This is a genomic window from Agromyces sp. Y182, assembly GCF_059445385.1.
Map to the genome: position 1 here is coordinate 1,670,511 of NZ_JCAIUF010000001.1, position 16,209 is coordinate 1,686,719.

At 69.8% G+C, this 16,209-nt stretch carries 13 protein-coding genes; 6 read left to right on the forward strand and 7 right to left on the reverse strand.

The window, feature by feature from the left end; all coding sequences use genetic code 11:
• Positions 1-7: 7 nt before the first annotated feature.
• Positions 8-814 carry an SDR family NAD(P)-dependent oxidoreductase gene (locus AC1C2R_RS07630; RefSeq protein ID WP_495379543.1) on the reverse strand — a complete coding sequence of 269 codons (807 nt, stop codon included), beginning with the start codon at positions 812-814 and terminating at the stop codon, positions 8-10.
• Between the two features lie 108 nt (positions 815-922).
• Here AC1C2R_RS07630 and AC1C2R_RS07635 point away from each other — a divergent pair, with 108 nt between their 5' ends.
• The 6 genes from AC1C2R_RS07635 to iolD all read left to right on the forward strand — a co-directional run bounded on the left by AC1C2R_RS07635 (position 923) and on the right by iolD (position 8,043).
• Positions 923-1,516, forward strand: coding sequence for a TetR/AcrR family transcriptional regulator (locus AC1C2R_RS07635; protein WP_495379544.1), 594 nt, complete (start codon positions 923-925; stop codon positions 1,514-1,516).
• A 158-nt stretch (positions 1,517-1,674) separates the two neighbouring features.
• Entirely contained in the window at positions 1,675-2,994 is a 1,320-nt protein-coding gene (locus AC1C2R_RS07640; protein ID WP_495379545.1) for an FAD-binding oxidoreductase, read from the forward strand.
• A 121-nt stretch (positions 2,995-3,115) separates the two neighbouring features.
• A complete protein-coding gene (iolC, locus tag AC1C2R_RS07645) occupies positions 3,116-4,183 on the forward strand; it encodes a 5-dehydro-2-deoxygluconokinase (protein WP_495351909.1) in 1,068 nt (355 codons plus the stop codon).
• Entirely contained in the window at positions 4,173-5,081 is a 909-nt protein-coding gene (locus AC1C2R_RS07650; RefSeq protein ID WP_495379546.1) for a class I fructose-bisphosphate aldolase, read from the forward strand. Before iolC ends, AC1C2R_RS07650 begins: the two co-directional genes overlap by 11 nt.
• Positions 5,082-5,131: 50 nt before the next feature.
• A complete protein-coding gene (gene iolB / locus AC1C2R_RS07655; protein ID WP_495379547.1) occupies positions 5,132-6,133 on the forward strand; it encodes a 5-deoxy-glucuronate isomerase in 1,002 nt (333 codons plus the stop codon).
• 26 nt (positions 6,134-6,159) lie between these two features.
• Positions 6,160-8,043, forward strand: a complete 1,884-nt coding sequence (gene iolD / locus AC1C2R_RS07660; protein WP_495380386.1) for a 3D-(3,5/4)-trihydroxycyclohexane-1,2-dione acylhydrolase (decyclizing) — start codon at positions 6,160-6,162, stop codon at positions 8,041-8,043.
• A gap of 293 nt (positions 8,044-8,336) precedes the next feature.
• Here the strand turns inward: iolD and AC1C2R_RS07665 are convergent, their stop codons facing one another.
• From AC1C2R_RS07665 to AC1C2R_RS07690, 6 genes are all read right to left on the reverse strand, one after another.
• Positions 8,337-9,098 carry a GntR family transcriptional regulator gene (locus tag AC1C2R_RS07665; protein WP_495351912.1) on the reverse strand — a complete coding sequence of 254 codons (762 nt, stop codon included), beginning with the start codon at positions 9,096-9,098 and terminating at the stop codon, positions 8,337-8,339.
• Positions 9,099-9,161: 63 nt separating this feature from the next.
• Positions 9,162-11,972 (reverse strand): glycoside hydrolase family 38 N-terminal domain-containing protein, encoded by a 2,811-nt coding sequence (locus AC1C2R_RS07670; RefSeq protein ID WP_495379548.1) that lies wholly within the window; start codon positions 11,970-11,972, stop codon positions 9,162-9,164.
• A gap of 96 nt (positions 11,973-12,068) precedes the next feature.
• Complete coding sequence (locus AC1C2R_RS07675; protein WP_495379549.1) at positions 12,069-13,325, reverse strand: CehA/McbA family metallohydrolase; 1,257 nt, start codon at positions 13,323-13,325, stop codon at positions 12,069-12,071.
• Positions 13,326-13,329: 4 nt separating this feature from the next.
• Positions 13,330-14,403: an ABC transporter ATP-binding protein gene (locus AC1C2R_RS07680; RefSeq protein WP_495379550.1), complete on the reverse strand. Its 1,074-nt coding sequence runs from the start codon at positions 14,401-14,403 to the stop codon at positions 13,330-13,332.
• The gene (locus tag AC1C2R_RS07685; protein ID WP_495379551.1) at positions 14,403-15,278 is read right to left on the reverse strand and encodes a carbohydrate ABC transporter permease; all 876 of its coding nucleotides are present in this window, start codon (positions 15,276-15,278) and stop codon (positions 14,403-14,405) included. Before AC1C2R_RS07685 ends, AC1C2R_RS07680 begins: the two co-directional genes overlap by 1 nt.
• Positions 15,275-16,207 carry a carbohydrate ABC transporter permease gene (locus AC1C2R_RS07690; RefSeq protein ID WP_495379552.1) on the reverse strand — a complete coding sequence of 311 codons (933 nt, stop codon included), beginning with the start codon at positions 16,205-16,207 and terminating at the stop codon, positions 15,275-15,277. Before AC1C2R_RS07690 ends, AC1C2R_RS07685 begins: the two co-directional genes overlap by 4 nt.
• Positions 16,208-16,209: the final 2 nt, after the last annotated feature.

Here is a 16,209-nt window from a genome sequence, read left to right on the forward strand (position 1 = left end):
TCATCGGTCAATGGCGGCGGGCGGGGTCGGTGAGGCGATGCATCATCGCGGCGGTACTACGCCGGCTCATCACTCGGCCGATGTTCGCGCCGATCCGGTTGGACGAGCCGTCGATCACGCTCGGGCCAGGGTTGCGCCGGTCGAGGTGGGCGAGTGCGGTGGCGACGACGTCGTCAGGTGTCCGCATCCGGGCGCCCGCGGTGGCGTCGTCTGTTCCGACGACGGCGTTGAACTCTGTGCTCGTCGCTCCGGGCGACAGGGCGAAGACGGTGACTCCCGATGCACGGGTCTCAGCCCAGAGCGACTCGGTGAAGCTCAGGACGAACGCTTTCGCCGCTCCATAGACGGCCATCCGCGGGGTGGGCGTGTAAGCGGCCATGCTGGCGACGTTGATCAGGAAGCCCTCGCCCGCCTGGATCATGTCGGGCAGGAAGGCAGAGCTGATTTGGACGGGTGCGCTGATATCGACGGCGATCTCCTGACCGAGACGCTCGGGGTCTTCCTCGACGAAGTCGCCGAACGTGCCGAAGCCCGCGTTGTTGATGACGCCCGTGACGTGGAGCCCTGCCGCAGCGACCGCCGCCGAAAGCTCAACGCCTACGGATGCCAATCCAAGATTCTGAGTGATCGCGGTGACCGTCACGCCGTGCGCCTTCCTGAGTTCGGCGGCGAGTGCATCAAGGCGATCCCGGCGCCGGGCGACCAGCACCAGGTTGGCCCCACGAGCGGCCAGTGCGCGAGCGAAGGTCGCGCCGATGCCTGATGACGCTCCAGTGATGAGGATGGTGTGTTTCGGGTAGTCCAATGCGGGCACGAGTTGCTCCGATATCCGTGGGGTGAAAGGCGCGATCCGCGACCACATGGAGAATGTATGCCTATGTGGCACTGAGTGTCAACCAGGCATCCGGCGTAGGCTACTGGGGTGAACACTGAATCGACTTTGTGGCAACGATCGCGTCAGGCGGCATATGCGGAGATCACGACGGTGGCGATGGGGCTGTTCTTAGATCAAGGTTTCGAGCAGACGACGATAGATCAGATCGCATCGACAGCGGGCATCTCGCGCCGCTCATTCTTCCGATATTTCGGCACCAAGGAAGACATCGTCCTGGGCGATCTGGCGAGCCAGGGGGAACTCATGCGGGATGCGCTCGAGGAGGTGCCCTCGACGGTCGGCCCTTGGGAAGCACTTCGGCAGGCGTTGCACGCGGTCGATGCGCTCGCCATCGATCCCGAGGTCACGTTGAAGATCGCGACGATGATGTACGGGACGCCGTCCCTGCGGGCGCGCAGTATCGAGAAGCATCTGCATTGGCAGTCACTACTGGTGCCCGACATTCGGCGTCGCCTCGGACTCGCGGAAGACGACCTGTCGGACCCGGCACCCGTCGCGGTCGTCGCAAGTGCGATCGCTTGCCTGGATGTAGCAGGAGAGCTCTGGGTCAGCGGCGGCGGCGCGGGTGATCTGGGGGCGCTCTACGACCGTGCGGTAGCAGCGGTACGTTTGGGCTCGTGATCGAGGGCGATCGTCGCACCGCCCGCTACCACCGCCGCTCGTGAGCTGTGAGATCCGCGAGGAGCTCGACGAAGCCGATCGATGAGCATGCGAACGCACGGATTCAGCGCTGAGCGAGCAGCATTCCGGATGTCGCAGGCCGCTGCCAGACTGGCGAAATGTCTCTTCTCTCCGATCTCAGTGAGCGAATTCCAGGCCGGGCCCATGGTCCCGGCGCAACCGAATACGACGCCGGCCGTACCGTCTTCGCCGGCGTCGGCGAACCCGAAGCGGTCGTGCGACCGCACACCGCCGAAGAAGTTGCGACCGCTGTCGCCCTCGCGGCGGCAGCCGGCCTTCCGATCGCCGTGCGCAGTGGCGGCCACGGCCTCGTTCCCGTCGAAGACGGCCTCGTCGTCGACCTCGCCGAGTTCACGGCCATCGAAGTCGGCGACGACGGTCTCGTCACCGTCGGTGGCGGTTCCCGCTGGGGCGATGTCGCCGCAGCACTCGCCCCGCACGGTCTGGGCATCAGTTCGGGCGACACGCGCGACGTCGGCGTGGGCGGCCTCGCCCTCGGCGGCGGCATCGGCTGGCTGGTCCGCGGGCAGGGGTTCGCGATCGACGCGCTCCGCGAGGCCGAGCTCGTCACCGCAGCCGGTGAGGTGCTGACGGTGAACGAGACCGAGCACCCCGAGGTGTTCTGGGCGCTCCGCGGCGGCGGCGGCAACTTCGGCGTCGTGACGCAGTTCGTCTTCCAGGCCGCGCCCGCCGACGGCCTCGTCGGCGGTCACGTGCGGTTCGACCGGTCCGACGTGCCGGCGGTGCTGCGGGCGTGGTGCGACATCATGCGCGGCGGCCCCGACGAGCTGAACTCGACGCTCATGCTGATGCCGGCGTTCGCCCCGGGCGTGCCCGCCGGACCACAGCTGGGCGTCGCGTTGCAGGGCAGCGAAGAGCGACTTCGCGAGCTGCTCGCACCGCTCCTCGCGCTCCCGTCGGTCGCCGAGGTCTCGCTCGCGCCGGTGGCCTACGGCGACCTGCTCGAAGACGCCCCACCCGGGCGGCCGCCGCTCCAGTTCGTCGGTGGCAACGGTTTCGTGCCCGACCTCTCCGATGCAGCGCTCGATGCGGTCGCCGCCGCATACGACCGCGAGGTGCCGACGATGGCCATGCTGCGCGCTCTCGGCGGCGCGTTCTCGCGCGTGGCACCTGATGCCACGGCGATCGCCCACCGTGACGCCGAGGCGTTCCTCATCGTCAACGGGGTACTGCCCACGGATGCACCGGCTGAGCAGGTGGCGGCCGTGAAAGCCGGCAACGACGCAGCCCTCGCGTTCACGAGCGGCGTCTACGGCAACTTCTCGGTCGAGACCGGCGAAGAGGTCATCCGGGCGATGTACCCGCCGGCGACGTTGCAGCGGCTTCGTCGCGTGAAGGCCCAGCTCGATCCGCGCAACGTGTTCCGGCAGAACCACAACATCACGCCGGCGAGCTGAGCAACGGCGAGCGGATGCCGCGGCTGAGGTCCGGGGCATCCGCTCGTTCCACTTTGTTAGGACATTCTGTGTAGACTGCTTCTACCGCCCGCGGCACCGGCAGAAAGTTGTACGACGCAGTATGACCACCACGACAGCATCGCCCTTCGACGTCATCACCATCGGACGTGTGGGCATCGATCTCTATCCGACGCGCGACGGCGTGCATCTCGACGAGGCCGAGCTCTTCAGCAAGTCCGTCGGCGGAAGCGCCACGAACGTCGCGATCGCCGCCGCCCGGCACGGGCGCCGGAGCGCCGTGATCACCCGCACCGGTGACGACGCGTTCGGCCGATACATCCGGCGCGAACTCGGCAACTTCGGGGTCGACCCGCAATTCGTCGCCACCGTGCCCGAGCTGTTGACGCCGCTCACGTTCTGCGAGATCTTCCCGCCCGACGACTTTCCGCTGACGTTCTATCGCAAGCCGAAAGCGCCCGACCTCGAGATCACGCCCGAGAGCCTGCCGCTCGACGACATCCGCTCGGCGAAGATCTATTGGTCGACCGTGACCGGCCTGAGCGAGGAGCCGAGCCGGGCCGCCCATCACGCCGCGTGGCTCGCCCGCGATCGGCGGCCGCTCACCGTGCTCGACCTCGACTACCGCCCGATGTTCTGGCGCTCCGTCGATGAGGCCCGGCGCGAGGTGTCCGCCGCCCTCGATTCGGTGACCGTCGCGGTCGGCAACCTCGACGAGTGCGAGGTCGCCGTCGGCGAACGCGACCCGCACCGCGCAGCCGACGCTTTGCTCGATCGCGGCATCGAGCTCGCCGTCGTGAAGCTCGGCCCTCGTGGCGTACTCGCGAAGACACGCGATGAGACCGTCGAGTCGCCCGCCTTCCCGGTTCAGGTCGTCAACGGGCTGGGCGCCGGCGACGGATTCGGCGGCGCGTTCTGCCACGGCCTGCTCGCGGGGTGGCCGCTCGAGCGCACGATCGCCTTCGCGAACGTCGCCGGTGCGATCGTCGCCTCCCGCAGGGAGTGCTCGACGGCGATGCCGACGACCGCCGAGGTCGAGGAGCTCGCCCGGGAGCGAGCGGGCACCGGCGCGGGCGCGGACACCCGCGAGCGAACCGGCGCAGGCAGCGCCACCGGGATCACCCTCGAACCCGAGCACGCACGCGACGGAGGGGCCGCCGATGCATCCTGAGACCGTTCGACGATTCGTCGACGACGACCGATTCGCCGCCATTCGCGACCAGCGGGCGAACGACCCCGCGGCGATCGCGGCGGCCCACGCCGCTCGCTCGCGACGACCCCTGCTCGGCGAGAACGGCCGGCTCTTCATCCTCGCGGCCGACCATCCGGCACGCGGGGCCCTCGGCGTCGGCGATGAGCCCATGGCCATGGCCGACCGCTACGAGCTGCTCGACCGACTCGCCCTGGCCCTCAGCCGCCCCGGCGTCGATGGCGTGCTCGGCACCCCCGACATCATCGACGACCTCGCACTGCTCGGCGCACTCGACGGCAAGGTCGTCGTCGGCTCGATGAATCGCGGCGGGCTCCGCGGATCGAGCTTCGAGATGGACGACCGATTCACGGGTTACGACATCGACGGCATCGTGCGCGACGGCCTCGATGTCGCGAAGGCGCTGCTGCGCATCAACCTGCAGGACCCCGGCTCGGCGGCGACGATCGAGGCCTGTGCAGCGGCCGTCACGGCTGCCGCGCAGGCCGGCGTGCCGATCATTGTCGAGCCGTTCATGAGCTCACTCCGCGGCGGCGGCAGCGTCAACGATCTCACCGCCGACGCCGTCATCACCTCCGTCGCGATCGCCGCGGGCCTCGGCTCCAGTTCGGCCTACACCTGGATGAAGCTGCCGGTCGTCGACGAGATGGAGCGGGTGATGGCGGCGACGACGCTGCCCACTCTGCTGCTCGGCGGCGAACGCGGCGGCGACCCCGAGGCGATGTACGCCAGCTGGCAGCACGCACTCGCCCTGCCCGGCGTCCGCGGGCTCGTGGTCGGCCGCACGCTCGTCTATCCTCCCGACGGAGACGTGCAGCGCGCCGTCGACACTGCGGCAGCACTCGTGCACGAGCACTGACGACGTGACGGCGCGGCGCTGCGGCGCCGACGAGATTCGAAGGAGCATCCGTGACCGACCAGTCGAGCACGACCCCGAAGGCGAAGCCGACCCGGCCGAACGACGACCCCTGGTTCCACCCGCGAGCGAGCCTCGCCCGCGACGGCTGGGACATCGTCGTCGACTCGTCGCTTCCCGGCTGGCAGCACACGGGGCTGCGGGTCGCCGAGCTCGCCGGTCGTGAGGTCGAACTGCCCGCGGGCGAGGTCGAACGGCTCATCGTGCCATTGACGAGCGGATGCCGCGTGCGCGCACACACCGACGACGGCGTGCTGCACGAGGTCGAACTCGAGGGCCGCGCATCCGTCTTCGACGGCCCCACCGACACCCTCTTCCTGCCGCCGGGAACGCGTGCGACGCTTTCGGGCACTGGCCGCGTCGCGGTGGCCGAGGCGCCGGCGACCACGAGGCATCCGCTTCGCCGCATCGAACGCGACGGAGTGCCCGTCGAACTTCGCGGTCGCGGGCGTGCGAGCCGCCAGGTGCACGACCTCGGCACCCCGGCCGTGCTCGACGCCGAGCGCCTGATCGTCTGCGAGGTGATCACGCCGGCCGGCAACTGGTCGTCGTACCCGCCGCACAAGCATGACGAGGAGCTGGCTGGGCGGGAATCGCAGCTCGAGGAGATCTACTACTTCGAGGTCGCGCCGCCGGAGTCGACTGACGCCGTCGCCGTCGCTGTCGCCGTCGCGGGCACGGGTACGGACGCGGGCGCGGGCGCGGCGTCGCCCTACGCACTCTTCAGCGCCACCTCGTCGGCCGCGACGGAGATCGAGCTCGACGAGCGCGTCGGCAGCGGCGACGTGGCGCTCATCCCGGGCGGCTTCCACGGGCCGGCGGCCGCGCCGCCCGGCAACGACCTCTACTACCTCAACATCATGGCGGGCCCCGGCGAGCGCGTGTGGCACATCACCGATGAGCCCGGGCACGCCTGGGTCCGATCCTCGTGGGAGTCCGAACCCGTCGACGCCCGCCTGCCCTATACCCGTGATGCGAAAGGACCTCGCCCGTGACCTCCAACAACGGCTCGACGAAGCGCATGACCGTCGGCCAGGCCCTCGTCGAGTTCCTCGCTCACCAGTGGACCGTCGATGGCGACCTCCGCGAGCGCACGATCCCCGGGGTGTTCGGTATCTTCGGCCACGGCAACGTCGCCGGTCTCGGGCAGGCCCTCATGGAGTCGAATGCCGCCGACCCCGAGCTCATGCCGTACTTCCAGGCGCGGAACGAGCAGGCCATGGTGCACCAGTCGGTGGGCTTCGCCCGCATGCGTCGGCGCCGAGCCACGTACGCGAGCGCCGCATCGGTCGGCCCGGGTGCCGCGAACATGCTCACGGGCGCCGCCCTCGCGACGAGTAACCGGCTGCCGGCGTTGCTGCTGCCGAGCGACACGTTCGCGACGCGAGTCGCCGACCCGGTGCTGCAGCAGCTCGAGCTGCCGCACGACCCGAGCATCCAGGTCACCGACGCGTTCCGACCGCTGTCGCGCTTCTTCGACCGCGTCGAGCGACCCGAGCAACTCTTCTCGATCGCGCTGGCCGCGATGCGGGTGCTCACCGATCCTGCCGAAACGGGCGCCGTGACGATCGCCCTGCCCGAAGACGTGCAGGCCGAGGCGCTCGACGTGCCGCTCGCCTTCCTCGCCGACCGCGAGTGGCATCTGCGCCGGCCGCTGCCCGAGCCGGGTCCGCTCGCGCGTGCCGTCGCGGCGATCCGCGGCGCGCGCTCGCCCATCATCATCGCGGGTGGCGGAGTGCTCTACTCGGGCGCCGAAGACGTGCTGCGACGGCTCGTCGAGGCCACCGGCATCCCGGTCGCCACGACGCAAGCGGGCGGCGGGTCGCTCCCGTGGGATCACCCGGAGTACCTCGGCGGGGTCGGCGCCACCGGCACCACCGCTGCGAACCGGTTCGCAGCCGAGGCCGATGTCGTGATCGGCATCGGCACCCGCTACAGCGACTTCACGACCGCGAGCCGCAGCGCCTTCCAGCATCCGGATGTCGCGTTCGTGAACATCAACGTCGCGGCCTTCGATGCCTACAAGCACGGCACGCAGCTGCCCGTGATCGCCGACGCGCGCACGGCACTCGAGGCGCTCGAGGTCGAGCTCACCGGGTACCGGGTCGCCGCGTCGATGACCGAGGTCGTCGCTGCGGAGCGGGAGGCGTGGAACGCCGTCGTCGACGCCGCATTCGTTCCCTCGCACCGCGACCGCCCCGCCCAAGCGGAGATCATCGGCGCCGTGCAGGCCGCGAGCGACCCCCGTGACGTGGTCGTGCAAGCTGCCGGTTCGCTGCCGGGTGACCTGCACAAGCTCTGGCGGGTGCGCGACCCGCTCGGATACCACGTCGAGTACGCCTTCTCGTGCATGGGCTACGAGATCGCCGGCGGTCTCGGCGTGCGCCGCGCGGCGCCCGATCGCGACGTCATCGTCATGGTCGGCGACGGCTCGTACCTGATGCTGCACACCGAACTCGTGACGGCGGTCGCCGAAGGCCACAAGCTCATCGTCGTGCTCGTGCAGAACCAGGGCTACGCCTCGATCGGCAACCTCTCGGAGTCGGTCGGCGGACAGCGTTTCGGCACCAGGTATCGCCGCTACGACCCAGCGGCACGCAACTTCCAGGGCACCGAGCCACTGCCGGTCGACCTCGCCGCCAACGCTCGCAGCTACGGTGTCGAGGTGATCGAGATCGCGCCGGGCCCCGACGCCATCGCCGCACTCAGCCGTGCGATGGCGACGGCCAAGGCGTCGCCCACGTCGACGCTCATCCACATCGAGAGCGACCCGTTGTTGTCTGGCCCCGACGGCGGCGGCTGGTGGGATGTGCCCGTGGCCGAGACATCCGCGACCCCGAGTGTGCAGGCGGCGCGTGCGCAGTACGAGGCGGCTCGCGAGCAGCAGCGGCCGCTGCTCGGCTGAGCCGCGGGCGAGGGGCTGGTGACCCGGCACCTGCTGCACCCCCGGCATCCGCTGCATCCTTCGGCGGCAGTCAAATTCAGGAGATCCCGGCCGACAGCGCCCCTACCGGCCCCATACTCCAGAATCTCCTGAATCTCTGCGGCGCACCCCGCACCGCCGCCCGGCGCCCGGCATCCGCTGCACCTGTCTGCGGCCGACAAATTCAGGAGATCCCGGCCCACAGCGCCCCTACAGGCCCCATACTCCAGAATCTCCTGAATCTCTGCGGCGCACCCCTGGCACTGGCACGCCGCTCACCGATCGACGAGTGTGACCTCGAACGAGTAGCGGTCGGGCCGGTAGCAGTGCTGGCCGAACTCCACGGCGACGCCCGAGTTGTCGAACGCGGTGCGCGACATCGTGAGCACGGGAGCCCCTCGCGAGAGGTCGAGCAGCTCGGCTTCATGCCCGGTCGCCGCACGGGCGCCGATGCGCTGCTTCGCGACGCGCATCGTCACGCCGCGGGCACGCAGCAGTTGGTAGAGGCCGTGCTTCTCGAGCGACTCGAGGTCGAGGTCGGTGAATTGCTCGGGCAGCACGTTGTCGAGAATCGCGAGCGGCACGCCGTCGGCGCTGCGCAGGCGATGCACGTGCAGCACCGTGCTGCCGACCGGCACTCCGAGCGCGTCCGCCGCCGGTTCCTCGGCGGTCGTGATCTCAACCGAGAGCACTCGCGTCTCGGGCTTCTGCCCCGAGCGCTCGAGGTCTTCGTAGAGGCTCGTGAGTTCGACGTTGCGGGTGACCTTGCCGTGCACCACTTGCGTGCCGATGCCCCGGCGCCGCACGAGCAGGCCCTTGTCGACGAGGTCTTGGATCGCCCGCCGGATCGTCGGGCGGGAGAGGCCCAGCCGGGCCGCAAGCGCGACCTCGTTCTCGAGTCTGGCGCCCGCGGGAAGCGTCTGGTCGAGGATCGCCTGCTCGAGCCGACTCGCGATCTGGTAGTACAGGGGCACCGGCCCCGAGCGGTCGAGGTCGAGGAACAACTCGACGGGGAGGCGTTGCTCCACCTGCGCCATGGGTTTCTCCAGTTGTTCGAATGTTCTGACAGTCGAGAGTAGACGTTCGGCGGGAGGGCCGCCTCACCCGAGATCGGGGGGCGTGTCGCCCGCCCGTCGCCGGAACGTCTCGATGCGCGCCGCGCCCATGACGAATCGCTCGAGATCGACGTCGGGCTCTAGCACGGCGCCGGTGAGGTCAGTGCGATCCCAGATTCCGGATGCCGCCGCAGCGAGCCGTTGCGGTTCTGCCCGGTAGTTGACGAACCGCGCCTCCGAGATCGGGCGACCCGAGGCATCCGTCACCGTGCGAAGCGACTCCAGCACGACGTCGCTCGCCACCTCGACGGCGGGCGTCGTCGGCAACTCGGCTGCCTCGGCAGCACCGCCTGCCCCGGCGACACCGCCGACGACCGCGGGCCCGCCGCGGGTGCCGCGCACGACCTCGGGTTCGACCCGCACGAGCTCGGCCCAGCGGGCTGCGCTCGACTCCGCCCAGCCCGCAACCGATGGCAGGATCGCGAATTCGGTCGACACCGCGGTGCCGAGATACTGCGCGCCGGGAACCGGGAACTCGGCACCGGCCGGCTCGTCGCGCAGAGGATGCACGTTGACACTCATCATGCCGACGGCACGCACGAGCGTGAGTGCGATCGCGTCGACGCCCGATGGCGGGTCCGCGACGATCTCGTACTCGGAGTGCTTCGTGACGAGAAGGCTCGCATGCCCCGCGTGCACGAACCGGGCGACGGGGTAGGTCGGCAGCGGGTACTCGCCCACAGGTCCGCCCTCGCCGATGCGCCCGCGCTCGGTCACGGCATATTGCCCGGCAGCCGACGAGCCGGTGAGCTCGGCGACCCCGGTGGGCACGAGTACCCGCAGGCGATGGTCGGCGGCGGGGTTCACGAAGTCGACCCGCACGCGCAGCATCGGCTCACCCTCGCGCAGCTCGAGCACGGTGTCGACGACGAGCTCGACGGATGTCGCGGAGCGCCGGTCGCGATCGACCGTGTCGAGGCCGACCGGCACGGCGTAGCGGCGGCGCACGTTGAGCCGCCCGCGGATCGGCCCCGACTCGAGCACCGTCACCTCGACCGAGGTCGGGTCGGTCACCGCGGTCGCCGGGTCGACCGGTCCGTAGTTGTAGGAGTCACCGCGGTCGCCCTCGTCGACGAGGCGCAGCACGTCGGTGAGCACCGTGCCGTCGGCGGCCTCGATGCGCACGGCGCCGTGATCGTCGACCGTCGCGGTCAGCTGCTCGTTCGCGAGCGATCGAGCCGACACCGTCACCGGGTCATCCGTTGCCCGAGCCGTCGCCGGATCGAGACTCGCGACTCCGATGCCGCCGACGTCGATGCCGACCACGGCTCGCCGGCGCGGATCGGCGATGATCTCCACGTGCCAGCGACGCTCGCCCGAGGCATCCGATGCCATGCGGTGTTCGAGTTCTTCGGTGAAGGCCGCAAGGTCGAAGTCGCCGACGGGCGCCTCAGCGACCTCGAAGCGCAGCCCGTCATCGGTGAACCGCCACGCGTTGATCAGCTGGCCGAAGAGCTCGCGCCCGTGGATGCGATTCAGCAGCTTCGGCAGCTCGGCGGTCGTGAGCTGCTCGTCGCCGAGCACCTCGGGCAGCGCGTCGAGCAGCTGCACGCCGGCGCCGAGCTCGAGCCGCTCGGGGTCGTGCAGGCGGATCTCGACGTGAGCACGCCGGGCGAAGCCCGCCGGGTTCGCCACGACATGGCGATCAGGGGTGACGGATGCCGCGAGCCGCTCCATCGTGCGAAGGATCACGCCGCGCGCGACATGGCCTGCCGTCGCGAGGCGGCCCTCGACCTCGTCGGCGGTGGCGTCGACGCCGCATCCCGTGACCGAGTCGTGGGCCGTGCTCTCGACGAGCCGGTACCAGGCGGTGTCGAAGAACGCGCGGTGGTCGTCGACGCCGAACGCGGCGTCGAGGCGCTCGGCGGTGGAGAGCCGGCGCTCGGCATCGGTCATCGCCTGCTTGAGGTTCGTGCGAATCGAGAAGACGCCCGGCAGGAGGTTGCCGCGCACGTGCGCGCGCAGCTCACCGTCGACGACCGGGAGTTCGGCGATCGCTTCGTCGTCGCCCGCGGCCCACTCGGGCGCGACGCGGCGCACGTAGCCCTCGATCGTGTCGACGGTGAGCCCGATGCCGCCTGCGCCTGACGCGTTGGCGGCCTCGACGAGCGGCATGAGGTCGGCCGGCGGTGCACTGTGGTCGGTGCCGAGCATGCCGAGGATCGGGTCCGAGCCGTACCAGCTCGCGACCGCCCGCCCGTACTCGGCGACGAGCGCGTCGAGCTGACCGGGCAGCGCGAACAGGTCGAGCGCGTTCCCGTAGCCGTCGAACAGATACTCGGTGCGCACCGTGGACCCGTCGGGTGCGGTCCAGGCGAAGGCGTGGTGGTCGATGCGGGCGGGAACTCCGCGCCAGAGCGCCGCATCGCGCAGCCCGAACCCGCGCAGCAGCTGCGGCATCTGGGCGGCGTGGCCGAACATGTCGGGCAGGTAGCCGACCCGCATCTCGGGGCCGATGCGGCGGCTGGAGCGCAAGCCCAGCTCGAGGTTGCGCACGATCGTCTCGCCGTCGCACAGGAACTCGTCGAGCAGGATCAGGAACGGTCCGATCGCGAGCTGCCCGCGGTCGACCGCCGCGACGACGCGCTCGCGCTGTTCGGGACGGATCTCGAGATAGTCGTCGATCGCGGCGGCCTGCCCGTCGAGGGTGAAGCGGTAGCCGGGATCGGCCTCGAGGGTGTCGAGCAGCCGGTCGAGCATGTGCACGAGCCGCAACCGGAAGACATCGTGCGGCTCGTACCACTCGCGATCCCAGTGCGTGTGCGGCACGATCACGAGTTCGTCGGGGGCATCCATGGTCACTCCAAGCAGTGGTTCGGTCGTTCGTCGTTCGGTGTTCGGTCGTTCGGTCGTGCCGTCGTGCCGTCGTTCGGTCGTGTAGCTGTGCGGCGCCTACGCGCAGAGCGCCATGGTGCGGCGATCGGCGAGCACGAGATGGAAGGGCCCGTCGGCGGGGTCGGCCGAGAATGCCTCGCGCGCCGACCGTACCGAGCGGCGACGCCCGAACCCGTCGACGAGAATCAGTCCCTCTGCATCGACCGCGACGACCTCGTCGCCGAGCCGCACGAGCGCCGGAGCGCGCATGAGCTCGGGCGTGAGCACGGTGCCGTCGAAGCTGCCGCTGCCGGTGATCGCGGTGCGGCCGGCGCGCACCCCGTCGAGGATCGCCTCCGCCGAGGCATCCGTCGCCGCGACCCACGTCGTCGGCGTGCCCGGTCGCTGCGGCTCCTCGAGCATGTGCGTGTCGCTGCCGCCGAGCAGGGTCGCGCCCGAAGGCCACGTGCGGAACCACGCGAACGGCGCCGTCGAGATGAGCTCGAGGTACCAGGTCGCGTGCCACAGCTCGACCGCGGCGGGCCGGCGTTCGAGCCGGTGCAGCCAACTGCAGTCGCCCGAGATCGGGTGATTGATGCTCAGGATGCCGCTTCGCCGGTCGACCTCGTCGACCCAGTGCTGCGCGGGCTCACGAAAGTCGATCCATCCGATATCGCCGAACGCGTTGGCGTGCCCGCGGTGCGTGGTGACCTCCTGGCCGGGCAGGAGTGTGATGCCGTGCTTCGCGCCCTCGGCCGGCAGGTGCGCGTGGTGGCTCACGGTGTTGTGGTCGGTGACGGCCATGAAGTCGAGGCCCGAGGCGACGCCGAGCGCGGCGAGGCCGCCGATCGGCAGCCGCCCGTCGGAGTGGATCGTGTGCCCGTGGAAATCACCGGCGAACCACGTGAGGCCCGGCTCGGCCGGGAGCCCGCGATCGCTGCCGCGTACGGTTCGCGTCGTCGGCGCGGCATCCGGAACCGGCGGCACCGAGCGCGATGCGGGCATCGTGATCTCGACCTCGACCTCGACGCCCTCCGACGGCACGCGGTGCAGGCCGAGCACGACGTTCCACTCCCCCGTCTCAGGTGCACCCGGCAGGTACCCGGGCGTCGCGTCGCCCGGGTGGATGAGGAACTCGGTTCGGGCGCCGCCCGACCAGCCGCGCCATCCGCTCGCCCCTTCGCAACCGAGGTCGATGCCCGCGTTCGAGGCGTCGAAGCGGATCACGACCTCGAGCGAATCGGTGCCCGGCGGCACGTCGAAGGGCACGTCGAGAATGCGGTGCTCGTTCTGCGTGTCGACGGTGATGGGGATGCGGCGGCGGATCGTCGTCATCGCGTCACCCGATGCGCTGCGTCGACTCGGCGTCGAAGAGCAGGGTTTTGGCGGCCTGCGGCACGATCCAGCCGCGGTCGCCGGGTGCGGGCTCCTGGTCTTCGGGCACGACGACCTGGAACTTGTGCCCGCCCGCGTTCACCGCGATGAGCACGCTCGCGCCGAGGTTCTCGACGACACTCACCTCGGCCGGGATGCCGCCGGGCTCTTCGTTCGAGACCCAGCGCAGGTACTCGGGCCGGATGCCCCAGATCACCGATTGCCCGTCGCGCACGAGCCCCTCGGTGCCGGCCGGCACCGGCACGGAGGTCTCGCCGATCGAGATCGCGCCGCCCGCGATCGACGTCTCGGCGAGGTTCATCGGGTTCGACCCGATGAATCCGGCGACGAAGGTGTTGTTCGGCTGCTGGAACACCTCGCGAGGCGTGCCGATCTGTTGGAGCTTGCCCGACTTCATGACCGCGATGCGGTCGGCGAGCGCGAGCGCTTCGGCCTGGTCGTGGGTGACGAACACGGTCGTGACGCCGAGGTCGCGCTGCAGTTCCTTGAGGAAGGTGCGCGCCTCGAGGCGGAGCCGGGCGTCGAGGTTCGACAGCGGCTCGTCGAGGAGCAGAACGTCGGGCGTGGTCGCGACGGCGCGGGCGAGCGCGACACGCTGCTGCTGCCCGCCCGAGAGCTGACCCGGCCGACGCTCGATGAGCCCCTGCAGCGAGAGCCCGTCGGCGACCGTCTCGGCCTTCGCCCGCCGCTCATCGCGCTTCACGTGCTTGATGCGCATGGGGTAGGCGATGTTGTCGCCGACATCCATGTGCGGGAAGAGCGCGTAGTCCTGGAAGACCATCGCGACGCCGCGCACGCCTGGTTCGGCGTTCGTGACGTCACGGTCGCCGATGACGAGCGTGCCGGAGGTGATCGCCTCGAGGCCGGCGATCGAACGCAGCAGGGTGGTCTTGCCGCAGCCCGAGGGGCCGAGCAGGGCGAAGAACTCGCCGTCGTGGATCTCGACGTCGATCTCGTCGACGCCGCGGACGCCTCCGGGGTACTCCTTGACGAGTTGAGTGGCGTTGATGCCGGCCATCAGGACTTGATACCTCCATGGAAGCGGAAACCGTAGCGACGGTTGACGATGAAATAGATGATGAGCACGGGCGCCGAGAACAGCAGCGCGAAGGTCGAGATGAGCCGGAGGTCGGCCTGCCCGCTCTCGGTGTAGAAGGTGTACATGAGCACCGCCGCCGGCTGCAGGTCTGGGCTGCGCAGCAGGATGAACGGCACCAGGAAGTTGCTCCAGACCTGCACGATCGTCCAGATCGCGATGAAGGCGAGGCCGGGCCGGGCGATCGGCGCCACCACGTCGCGGAGGATGCGGAACGGACCCGCGCCGTAGAGCCGCGCCGACTCCTCGTACGACTTCGGGATCGAGTCCATGAAGTCCTTGAGGATGAAGATCACGGTCGGCAGGAGGCCGCCCGCCAGCACGAGGAGCACACCGACGTAGGAGTTGATGAGACCGAGCTGGGTGATGATCTGGAACGTCGGCACCATGGCGGCCGTGCCCGTCACGATCGACGAGAGCAGCAGCAGCCCGTAGAGGATGCCGTCGCGACCCGGGATGCGGATGCGCGACATCGCATATGCGGCGAGCGCGCCGAGCACGACGACGATGAGCATCGTGCCGATGCCGAGCAGCAGCGAGTTGCCGATCGAGCGCAGCGCGTAGGGGTTCTCGGCGAGCCGCGCGAAGTTGTCGAGCGTCCAGTCGGGCCACGACAGCGAGAGTGACGGGGTCGCGTCGAACGGCGCGAGCACGAGCCACACCATCGGCAGGGCGAAGAGGAGGCCGACGATCGTCATGACGACCGCGAAGGCGACGCGGGCGAGGAAGTGCCGCACCGTCGCATTCGCGGCGACCTTCTGTGCAGTGGTGACCTTCTGTGCGGGGGTGGCGGTCATCGCTTCTTCCTTCCCCTCGACACGCGCACGTAGCCGAGCGCGATGACGAGATTGATGAGCAGCATGATGAGCGAGATCGCGGCGCCGAGTCCGAGCTGACCGCCGGGGATCGCCGTCTCGTAGATGTAGACCGAGAGGATCTCCGTCTTGCCGTTCGGCCCGCCAGCCGTGATGAGGTAGGGCGTGAAGGTGTTGAACGTCCACAGCGTGATGAGCAGCGTGTTCGTGAGGATGTGCCCCTTGATGTTCGGCACGATCACGTCGCGGAGCTGCTGCCAGCCCGAGGCGCCGACCATCTTGGCGCTCTCGATCTGCGACGGCGGAACGGCGCTGAGCGCCGAGGAGAAGAGCTGCATCGAGAAGGCGGTGCCCACCCAGATGTTGAAGATGATGATCGCTTCCATCGGGTGGTCGATCAGCCACGCGGTGCCCTCGGTGCCGAGCAGCCCGTTGACCGTGCCCGACCGCCGGTCGAGCAGGGCGAGCCACAGGAACGAGGCGACGGATGCCGGGATGACCCACGCCGCCAGCACGAGACCTTCGAGAAGACCCTTCGTCCAGCCGCGGATGCCCCGCACCGCCCAGGCGAGCCCGAAGCCGATGAGCGTCTGGCCGATGATGCCCGAGAACAGCACGAAGATGAGCGTCAGCCAGAGCGAGTTCCAGAACGACGGGTCGGTGAGGGCCTCGACGTAGTTGTCGAGGCCGACGAACGGGGGTGACGCGGCCTGCAGGCCGGTCAGCCGGTAGTCGGTCATGCCGAGCCAGATCGTCCAGACCGCGGGGAAGAGCAGGAACAGCCCGATGATGATCAGTGCGGGAGCGACGAAGACGGTGGCCCTGGCGGTGCCGAGGCCTGCGACGTCGTCGGCCCGCCGCCGGCGGGGAGCGATCGCGCTCCCCGCCGGCGTCGTGGTGCTGGTGGTCATGA

What these genes read in the sequence shown, in the direction of transcription:
- iolC (WP_495351909.1), top strand. Translation starts at nt 3,116, where the DNA reads ATGACCACCACGACAGCATCGCCCTTCGACGTCATCACCATCGGACGT.
- AC1C2R_RS07670 (WP_495379548.1), bottom strand. Translation starts at nt 11,972, where the DNA reads ATGGATGCCCCCGACGAACTCGTGATCGTGCCGCACACGCACTGGGAT.
- AC1C2R_RS07665 (WP_495351912.1), bottom strand. Translation starts at nt 9,098, where the DNA reads ATGGCGCAGGTGGAGCAACGCCTCCCCGTCGAGTTGTTCCTCGACCTC.
- AC1C2R_RS07680 (WP_495379550.1), bottom strand. Translation starts at nt 14,403, where the DNA reads ATGGCCGGCATCAACGCCACTCAACTCGTCAAGGAGTACCCCGGAGGC.
- AC1C2R_RS07640 (WP_495379545.1), top strand. Translation starts at nt 1,675, where the DNA reads ATGTCTCTTCTCTCCGATCTCAGTGAGCGAATTCCAGGCCGGGCCCAT.
- AC1C2R_RS07675 (WP_495379549.1), bottom strand. Translation starts at nt 13,325, where the DNA reads ATGACGACGATCCGCCGCCGCATCCCCATCACCGTCGACACGCAGAAC.
- iolD (WP_495380386.1), top strand. Translation starts at nt 6,160, where the DNA reads ATGACCGTCGGCCAGGCCCTCGTCGAGTTCCTCGCTCACCAGTGGACC.
- AC1C2R_RS07685 (WP_495379551.1), bottom strand. Translation starts at nt 15,278, where the DNA reads ATGACCGCCACCCCCGCACAGAAGGTCACCACTGCACAGAAGGTCGCC.
- AC1C2R_RS07650 (WP_495379546.1), top strand. Translation starts at nt 4,173, where the DNA reads ATGCATCCTGAGACCGTTCGACGATTCGTCGACGACGACCGATTCGCC.
- AC1C2R_RS07690 (WP_495379552.1), bottom strand. Translation starts at nt 16,207, where the DNA reads ATGACCACCAGCACCACGACGCCGGCGGGGAGCGCGATCGCTCCCCGC.